Origin of the sequence: Streptomyces sp. NPDC004539, from assembly GCF_040610055.1 — a bacterium.
GTDB lineage: Bacteria > Actinomycetota > Actinomycetes > Streptomycetales > Streptomycetaceae > Streptomyces.
The window spans coordinates 126,691-135,480 of record NZ_JBEXLS010000029.1 but is presented as its reverse complement, the minus strand read 5'-3'; the positions used below and the strand labels follow the sequence as shown (position 1 = coordinate 135,480).

Here is an 8,790-nt window from a genome sequence, read left to right as displayed (position 1 = left end):
CGGACGAACTCCCACTCCGCATCGGACAGCTCATGACGACGAATCACCCCACCATGATCCACCAAGCAAGATCAATTGAAGACACGCCCTAGGGGCGCGGGGAACTGCGCGAACACCACCCACTCACCCGCACTCACGCTCCTGCCGCACCACCCACACCCTTAGGGGCGCGGGGAACTGCGCGAATACCCCCACGCACCCGCACCCGCTTCCCCGCCCGCACCCGGCTACGTCCGACCGCGCCGCCCCCACCCTCTCAACCAGGGATGTTGTCGAACGGGGCCGTCAACTGGCGTAGCAGCCCGGCCAGTTCGCCGCGCTGGGCCGTCGAGAGCTCCGACAGGATCGCCCGTTCCTGCGCCAGCAGACCCGCCAGGGCCTCGTCCGCCCGGTCACGGCCCTCCGGGGTCAGCCGGACGAGGACGCCTCGGCGGTCCGTGGGGTCGGGGAGCCGTTCGACCAGGCCCTTCTTCGTCAGGCGGTCGATGCGGTTGGTCATCGTGCCGGAGGTGACGAGGGTCTGGGTGAGAAGCTGGCCGGGGGAGAGCTGGTAGGGCGAGCCGGCCCGCCGCAACGCCGTGAGGACGTCGAACTCCCAGGGTTCGAGATGGTGCTCGGCGAACGCCAGCCGACGTGCGCGGTCCAGATGGCGGGCCAGCCTGCTGACCCGGCTCAGCACTTCGAGTGGCTCCACGTCGAGGTCCGGGCGTTCCCGACGCCACGCCGCGACCAGCCGATCGACCTCGTCCTCCATGGCGATCAGTGTAGTGGTTGTGTCGATGTGAAGTCTCTTGATGTCGAGTCTCTTGACGTCGAGAGACTTCGCGGGTCAAGGTGGACTCATGACCAGCCCCTCCTGGGACCCCGCCCAGTACCTCCGCCACGCGGACCACCGGGCCCGCCCCTTCACCGACCTCCTCGCCCGCGTCCCCGACCTCCCCGGCACCCCGCCCCGCATCGCCGACCTCGGCTGCGGCCCCGGCAACGTCACCCGGCTCCTCACGGAACGCTGGCCCACCGCCCACGTCACCGGCTACGACAACTCCCCCCAGATGCTGGCCGACGCGGCGGCGTACGCGACCCCCCGCCTCGACTTCGCCCACGCCGACCTCACGACCTGGACCCCGGACGAGCCGTACGACCTGCTCCTCTCCAACGCGGCGCTCCAATGGGTCCCCGGCCACCTCGACGCCCTCCCCGCCTGGCTCGACGCCCTCGCCCCCGGCGGCACCCTCGCCTTCCAGGTCCCGGACAACACGGACGCCCCCCTCCACACCCTCATGCGCGAACTCGCCGCCACCCCCCGCTGGAAGTCCCGGCTGGCCGGCGTCCTGCGCGAACGGAACTCCGTCCACCCGCCGGAGGTCTACCTCGCCCGTCTCGGCCCCACGGCCGACATCTGGCGGACCACCTACCTCCACGTCCTCCCCGGCCCCGACCCCGTCCTCGACTGGGTCAAGGGCACCGGCCTGCGCCCCGCCCTCGACGCCCTCGCCGACGACCCCGAGGCCCGCGACACCTTCGTCACCGAATACCGCGACCTCCTCCGCCAGGCATACCCGCCCCACCCGCACGGCACCGTCCTCCCCTTCCGCCGCCTGTTCGCGGTGACGACGAAGGCGGCGTAGGGATGCTCACGTCCGTCGACCACGTCCAACTCGCCGCACCGCCGGGCAGCGAACCCCTCCTGCGGCGCTTCTACACCGAGACCCTCGGCATGACGGAACTCCCGAAACCCCCGCCCCTCGCGGCCCGCGGCGGTTGCTGGTTCCAGGCCGGCACGATCCACCTCCACCTGGGCATCGAGACCGACTTCCACCCCGCCCGCAAGGCCCACCCGGGCCTCCGCGTCACGGACATCGAGGCGTACGCGGCCCGCCTCGAATCCCACGGCACCCCGGTCACCTGGGACACCAACCTCCCCGGCCACCTCCGCTTCTACGCCTCCGACCCGGTGGGCAACCGGCTGGAGTTCCTGGAGTGACCACCACCCGTACAACTCCCGAGCCGGGCCGGAGGTCTGACGGGCATGCGATGGGGATCAGTGGGTACGCCGGTCGGGATCGTCGTCGCCGCGGTGCTGGCCGTGCTGGGAACGGCGGGCGCCTCGGCGGCGGAGGGCGAACCCGACTACGGGCTCTCGGTGGACCGTTCCTATCTCACCGGTGACGTGGGCGGCACCGCCACCCTGCGGCCCGAGGTCTTCATCACCCGGCCCGACGGTTCGCGGGCCGATGTGCCCGAGGGTGCGTCCGTGGGGGCGGGCCGGGTGATCGAGTACGAGCTGCCCTGGAACACGTCACCGGTCGGCCTGGAGGAGCACAAGGGCTGCCGGGTCGTGAAGAGGGCTGAGACTCCGAGGCAGCCGACCGTCAGGTGCGACACGGTGACCACGCTGACGATCCGCATGGACAAGGGGCATACGGCGGACCTGGGCACGGTGAGATTCGTCCCCGATTCGCGGCCCGCCGAAGGCTCCCAGGTGGACGACGACCGGGCCACCTTCCTCGTCACGGCCCCGGCGCCGCAGGAGGAGGGGGAGAGCGCGGCCAGCCTGGATCGGCGGGAAGGCGTCGGCTTCAAGCTGCTCGGTGTGGCGGGCGGGTTCGGTGTGCTCGCGGTGTTTCTGCTGGTGCGGGGGCGTGCGCGGCGTACGGGGTGGGCGTCGGTCGTCGTCGGGGCCGTGTGTGCGGGGCTGGGGGCCTGGAGCATCACGCAGGGTCCGTTGACCAGGGACAGGACCTTCGTGACGTACACGGCGGGACCCGCCCAGCTGAGCGGCGGCAGGGAAGGCGGCACGATCTGGGACACCGGCAGGGTGGTGGAGAAGGACCGGCCCGCGTACGTTCCGACGATCGCCACCGCTCCGGACCCGGGCAACGAGAGGGTGACGGAGGTGCCGTCCACCTTCTACTCGGCGAAGGCGGCGGGTGTCCCGCCCGAGCTCTGGCTGACCCTGGACGGAGCCTGGGGGCGGATCGACGACCCGCGCAGGGCCCGCGACCACATGCTGAAGACCGCCGCAGCGGCCCCCGGGGCGAAGGTGACGCAGAAACCGCAGCTCATCGTCCTGAAGGGCCGCTTCGAGAAGGACAAGCCCACCCTCTTCAAGTGCCAGGAACTGTCCCTCCCGGAACTGCCCGCCCCGGACCGCACCGTCAGCATGTGCGCCTGGGCCGACAGCGGGGTCCGCGCCCTGGTCACCGTCGCCGACGACTACCTCCCCAGCGCCGCGGGCGAGGCCGCCCGGCTGCGGAACACCGTCCAACTCGGCGAGTACTGGAGCTAGGCCGTGTCCGCAAAGTCCCGCCTGCCGGGCGGACGACGGGACTTTGCGGACACGACCTAGGACTTCCGGCGCCCTATCAAGTGCGGCTTCGCCTCCATGCCGTCCAGCCCGTGCCAGGCGATGTTCACCAGATGGGCGGCGACCTCGGCCTTCTTGGGGCGGCGGACGTCCAGCCACCACTGGCCCGTCAACGCGACCATGCCGACGAGGGCCTGGGCGTAGAGGGGGGCCAGTTTGGGGTCGAAGCCGCGGCTCTTAAACTCGCGGCCCAGGATGTCCTCGACCTGGGTGGCGATGTCGGAGATGAGGGAGGCGAAGGAGCCGGTGGACTGGGGGATGGGGGAGTCGCGGACGAGGATGCGGAAGCCGTCCGTGTACTCCTCGATGTAGTCGAGGAGAGCGAACGCCGCCTGTTCGCAGAGCTCGCGGGGGTGGCCGGCCGTCAGAGAACTCGTGACCATGTCCAGGAGCCGGCGCATCTCACGGTCCACGACGACCGCGTACAGCCCCTCCTTGCCCCCGAAGTGCTCGTACACCACCGGCTTGGAGACCCCGGCCTTCGCCGCGATCTCCTCCACCGACGTCGCCTCGAACCCCTTCGCCGCGAAGAGCGTGCGGCCGATCTCCAGCAACTGCTGGCGGCGCTCCGCACCGGTCATCCGGGTACGGCGCGCGCGCCGGGGCTTCTCGTTGCTCTCGGTGCTGCTGGGATCGATGGCCACGGCGTCCATCATGCCGCTTCGGCGCTCACCTTCCGGCGCCGGGAGCCGTCATCGTCCGTGTTACGGCGGGAATCGATACGCGAGCGTGACGGCCAGCGCACGTCGTACGCCCAGCCGAACGCCTCGAACCAGCGGATCAGCCGCGCCGAGGAGTCGATCTGGCCCCGCTCCACACCGTGCCGCGCGGACGTCGGGTCGGCGTGGTGCAGGTTGTGCCAGGACTCCCCGCAGGACAGCACCGCCAGCCACCACACGTTCCCGGAGCGGTCACGGGACTTGAAGGGGCGCTTGCCGACGGCGTGGCAGATGGAGTTGATCGACCAGGTGACGTGGTGCAGCAGGCCGACCCGGATCAGCGAACCCCAGAAGAACGCGGTGAACGCCCCCCACCAGGACATCGTCACCAGCCCCCCGACCAGCGGCGGGATCGCGAGCGAGATGAACGCCCACACGATGAACGTCCGGGAGATCGTCCGGATCGCCGGGTCCTTGATCAGATCGGGCGCGTACTTCTCCTGCGGCGTCTGCTCCTCGTCGAACATCCACGCGATGTGCGCCCACCACAGCCCCTTGAGCAGCGCCGGGATCGTCTCCCCGAACCGCCACGGCGAGTGGGGGTCACCCTCGGCGTCGGAGAACTTGTGATGCTTACGGTGGTCCGCGACCCACCGCACCAGCGGCCCCTCGACCGCCATCGACCCGGCGATCGCCAGCGCGATCCGCAGCGGGCGCTTCGCCTTGAACGAGCCGTGCGTGAAGTACCGGTGGAAGCCGATCGTGATGCCGTGGCAGCCCAGGAAGTACATGAAGACCATCAGGCCGAGATCCAGCCAGCTCACCCCCCAGCCCCACGCCAGCGGGACGGCCGCGAGGATCGCGAGGAACGGAACGGTGATGAAGAGGAGGAGCGTGATCTGCTCGATCGAACGCTTCTGCTCCCCGCCCAGCGTCGCGGACTGAGCCGGCGCGCCGGGCGTCGCCTCCGGCGCGTCGTCGATCACATCGGAGCTTGTGGCCATGGGGCGTCCCCTGTGGGGTCGAGGGTGCGGAACGGGTACCTGGGGCTTGTCGGCCCCCGCCGAGGTCGGTTTCCTACGGTTCCGTAACCTACGGCGTCGTAAGTATGGCAGTGCGCGTCGGTGCGGCAAGAGCCCGACCGCCTGCGCGTGCCGTCGGACACCTATCCTTGGACTCGGTCGGACAGCGCGGTCCGCTCTGTTTTCTTCCCGGATGTCCGGCCTGTATGCGAAAGTCAGCCGCGTACCCGCCTGACCTCCGGGTTTCCTCCAGATGCCAGATGAGCTTCACCACTGCAAGGAGCCGCACCTGTGAGCAGTGCCGACGACCAGACCACCTCCGCCGAGCTGCGCGCCGACATCCGCCGGCTGGGTGACCTCCTGGGCGAGACCCTCGTACGGCAGGAAGGTCCCGAACTCCTCGACCTCGTCGAGAAGGTCCGCCGCCTCACCCGGGAGGACGGCGAGGCAGCCGCCGAGCTGCTGCGCGGAATCGAACTGGAGACCGCCGCCAAGCTGGTCCGCGCCTTCTCCACCTACTTCCACCTGGCGAACGTCACCGAGCAGGTGCACCGGGGCCGCGAGCTGCGCGCCCGCCGCGCCGCCGAGGGCGGACTGCTGGCCCGCACCGCCGACCGCCTCAAGGACGCCGACCCGGACCACGTCCGCGAGTCCGTCCGGAACCTGAACGTCCGCCCGGTCTTCACCGCGCACCCCACCGAGGCCGCCCGCCGCTCGGTCCTCAACAAGCTCCGGCGCATCGCCGCCCTCCTGGAGACCCCGGTCATCGAGTCCGACCGGCGCAGGTACGACACCCGCCTGGCCGAGAACATCGACCTGGTGTGGCAGACCGATGAACTGCGGGTGGTACGCCCCGAACCGGCCGATGAAGCCCGTAACGCGATCTACTACCTGGACGAACTGCACGCGAACGCGGTCGGCGACGTCCTGGAGGACCTGACCGCCGAACTGGAGCGGGTCGGCGTAGTCCTCCCGGAGGACACCCGGCCGCTCACCTTCGGCACCTGGATCGGCGGCGACCGCGACGGCAACCCGAACGTCACCCCCCAGGTGACCTGGGACGTCCTCATCCTCCAGCACGAACACGGCATCAACGACGCGCTGGAGACCATCGACGAACTGCGCGGGTTCCTCTCCAACTCCATCCGCTACACCGGTGCCACCCAAGAGCTACTGGACTCCCTCGCGCTCGACCTCGAACGCCTCCCCGAGATCAGCCCCCGCTACAAGCGCCTCAACGCCGAGGAGCCCTACCGGCTCAAGGCGACCTGCATCCGGCAGAAGCTGGAGAACACCAAGACCCGCCTCGCCAAGGGCATCCCGCACGCCGAGGGCCGCGACTACCTCGGCACCAGCGAGCTGCTCGCCGACCTCACGCTGATCCAGGAGTCCCTGCGCCAGCACCGGGGCGGGCTCTTCGCCGACGGCCGCATGAACCGGACGATCCGCACGCTCGCCGCGTTCGGCCTCCAGCTCGCCACCATGGACGTCCGCGAGCACGCCGACGCCCACCACCACGCCCTCGGCCAGCTCTTCGACCGGCTCGGCGAGGAGTCCTGGCGCTACACCGACATGCCGCGCGAGTACCGCACGAAGCTGCTGGCCAAGGAGCTGCGCTCGCGCAGGCCGCTCGCCGGTACGCCGGCTCCCGTCGACGCGGCCGGCGAGAAGACCCTCGGCGTCTTCCTCACGGTCAAGCGGGCGCTGGAGGTGTTCGGCCCCGAGGTCGTCGAGTCGTACATCATCTCGATGTGCCAGGGCGCGGACGACGTCTTCGCGGCGGCGGTGCTGGCGCGGGAAGCCGGGCTGATCGACCTGCACGCCGGGTGGGCTCGCATCGGCATCGTGCCGCTCCTGGAGACCACCGACGAGCTGAAGGCCGCCGACACCATCCTTGAGGAGATGCTCTCCGACCCGTCCTACCGACGGCTCGTAGCTCTCCGGGGTGACGTCCAGGAGGTCATGCTCGGGTACTCCGACTCGTCGAAGTTCGGGGGTATCACCACCTCCCAGTGGGAGATCCACCGCGCCCAGCGCCGCCTGCGCGACGTAGCCCACAGGTACGGGGTACGACTCCGGCTCTTCCACGGCCGCGGCGGCACCGTCGGCCGCGGCGGCGGCCCCTCGCACGACGCGATCCTCGCCCAGCCGTGGGGGACGCTGGAGGGCGAGATCAAGGTGACCGAGCAGGGCGAGGTCATCTCCGACAAGTACCTCATCCCCTCGCTGGCCCGGGAGAACCTGGAGCTGACGGTCGCCGCGACCCTCCAGGCGTCCGCCCTCCACACGGCCCCCCGCCAGTCCGACGAGGCGCTCGCGCGCTGGGACGCCGCGATGGACGTCGTCTCGGACGCCGCGCACGCCTCCTACCGCGAGCTGGTCGAGGACCCCGACCTGCCGACGTACTTCCTCGCCTCCACGCCGGTCGACCAGCTCGCCGACCTGCATCTGGGCTCGCGGCCCTCCCGCCGCCCCGGCTCGGGCGTCTCGCTCGACGGACTGCGCGCCATCCCCTGGGTCTTCGGCTGGACCCAGTCCCGGCAGATCGTCCCCGGCTGGTACGGCGTCGGCTCCGGCCTCAAGGCGCTGCGCGAGGCGGGGCTCGACTCCGTCCTCGACGAGATGCACGGACAGTGGCACTTCTTCCGGAACTTCATCTCCAACGTCGAGATGACCCTCGCCAAGACGGACCTGCGGATCGCCGCGCACTACGTCGACACGCTCGTGCCGGACGAGCTGAAGCACGTCTTCGACCGTATCCGCGCCGAGCACGCCCTCACCGTCGCCGAGGTCCTCAAGATCACCGGCGAGGGTGAACTGCTGGAGGCGCAGCCCGTGTTGAAGCAGACGTTCGCCATCCGGGACGCCTACCTCGACCCGATCTCCTACCTCCAGGTCACCCTGCTCAAGCGGCAGCGGGACGCGGTGGCGGCGGGCGAACCGGCGGACCCGGTGCTGTCCCGGGCGCTGCTGCTGACGGTCAACGGAGTCGCGGCGGGCCTGCGCAACACCGGCTGACGGAACCGGGGTTCGAGGGCGCTCCGGGGAACTGGGGCGCCCTTCGGGCTGGTTGGTGGCGGGGGCGGTGTGGGCTGGAGACGGGGCCGCTGGTGGGGGTGTGTCCAATCGGGGCGCCCTTCGTCGTACGCCTCGCAGCGCCGGAGTCGTACGCCGCCCGCCCTCCTCGGCGTACGCCTCACACCGCCAGGAACGCCGCCGTCACCAGTGCCACCCCCGAGCCCGCCATCACCCACGCCAGCCGGGCCTTGCGCAGGCCGCCCGCGACGATGATCGACGCGAGGAGCAGTGCGCCGCCGAACGGGACCCAGGCGTAGAGGATTCCGGCGGGACCCGAGCGCACGGCCTCGTTCGAGTCCGGCTTCACGACCACCGCGTACGTCTGCCCGACCTCCACGGCGATGGGCTCGGCGATGGTCATGCTCTTACGGGCGGTCGCCCCCGCGGACCCCGGCGTGAACGGCCCCGTACACGTCTCCTCCCCGCACCGGGTCACCACGACGGTGCCCTTCTCCCGGCCGCCCGGCAGCATCACGTGCTGCGCCGTGCCCCAGGACGCCCAGACGCCCGCGATCAGGATCAGAAGGGCGACCAGCCCCATCGACGCGACCCGCCCGACACGCAACGCGGTCGACCGGGAACGACGGGGCGGGGCCGCCCGGCGACGGCGGGAGGCTGGCATGGCGGGGATCATTGGCCATGCCCACGCGGTCCGTCAATGTTG

Annotated in this window: 8 protein-coding genes; 4 read left to right on the top strand and 4 right to left on the bottom strand. The window is 70.8% G+C overall.

Going from position 1 to position 8,790, the window contains the following annotated elements; genetic code table 11:
• Positions 1-256: 256 nt before the first annotated feature.
• Positions 257-754 carry a MarR family transcriptional regulator gene (locus ABZX85_RS41285; RefSeq protein WP_355881277.1) on the bottom strand — a complete coding sequence of 166 codons (498 nt, stop codon included), beginning with the start codon at positions 752-754 and terminating at the stop codon, positions 257-259.
• 88 nt (positions 755-842) lie between these two features.
• Between ABZX85_RS41285 and ABZX85_RS41280 the strand changes: the two genes are divergently transcribed.
• Genes ABZX85_RS41280 through ABZX85_RS41270 form a run of 3 tightly spaced genes read left to right on the top strand, consistent with a single transcriptional unit; the run spans position 843 to position 3,289 of the window.
• Positions 843-1,628: a trans-aconitate 2-methyltransferase gene (locus ABZX85_RS41280; protein WP_355881274.1), complete on the top strand. Its 786-nt coding sequence runs from the start codon at positions 843-845 to the stop codon at positions 1,626-1,628.
• Between the two features lie 2 nt (positions 1,629-1,630).
• The gene (locus ABZX85_RS41275) at positions 1,631-1,984 is read left to right on the top strand and encodes a VOC family protein (RefSeq protein ID WP_355881271.1); all 354 of its coding nucleotides are present in this window, start codon (positions 1,631-1,633) and stop codon (positions 1,982-1,984) included.
• Positions 1,985-2,029: 45 nt separating this feature from the next.
• The gene (locus tag ABZX85_RS41270) at positions 2,030-3,289 is read left to right on the top strand and encodes a hypothetical protein (protein WP_355881268.1); all 1,260 of its coding nucleotides are present in this window, start codon (positions 2,030-2,032) and stop codon (positions 3,287-3,289) included.
• Positions 3,290-3,345: 56 nt separating this feature from the next.
• Here the strand turns inward: ABZX85_RS41270 and ABZX85_RS41265 are convergent, their stop codons facing one another.
• Positions 3,346-4,023 (bottom strand): TetR/AcrR family transcriptional regulator, encoded by a 678-nt coding sequence (locus ABZX85_RS41265; RefSeq protein ID WP_355881265.1) that lies wholly within the window; start codon positions 4,021-4,023, stop codon positions 3,346-3,348.
• The gene (locus tag ABZX85_RS41260) at positions 4,020-5,030 is read right to left on the bottom strand and encodes a fatty acid desaturase (RefSeq protein ID WP_355881262.1); all 1,011 of its coding nucleotides are present in this window, start codon (positions 5,028-5,030) and stop codon (positions 4,020-4,022) included. Before ABZX85_RS41260 ends, ABZX85_RS41265 begins: the two co-directional genes overlap by 4 nt.
• Positions 5,031-5,339: 309 nt before the next feature.
• Between ABZX85_RS41260 and ppc the strand changes: the two genes are divergently transcribed.
• Positions 5,340-8,066 (top strand): phosphoenolpyruvate carboxylase, encoded by a 2,727-nt coding sequence (gene ppc, locus ABZX85_RS41255; protein WP_355881259.1) that lies wholly within the window; start codon positions 5,340-5,342, stop codon positions 8,064-8,066.
• Positions 8,067-8,244: 178 nt separating this feature from the next.
• Here ppc and ABZX85_RS41250 read toward each other — a convergent pair whose 3' ends face one another.
• Complete coding sequence (locus tag ABZX85_RS41250) at positions 8,245-8,748, bottom strand: hypothetical protein (protein WP_355881256.1); 504 nt, start codon at positions 8,746-8,748, stop codon at positions 8,245-8,247.
• Positions 8,749-8,790: the final 42 nt, after the last annotated feature.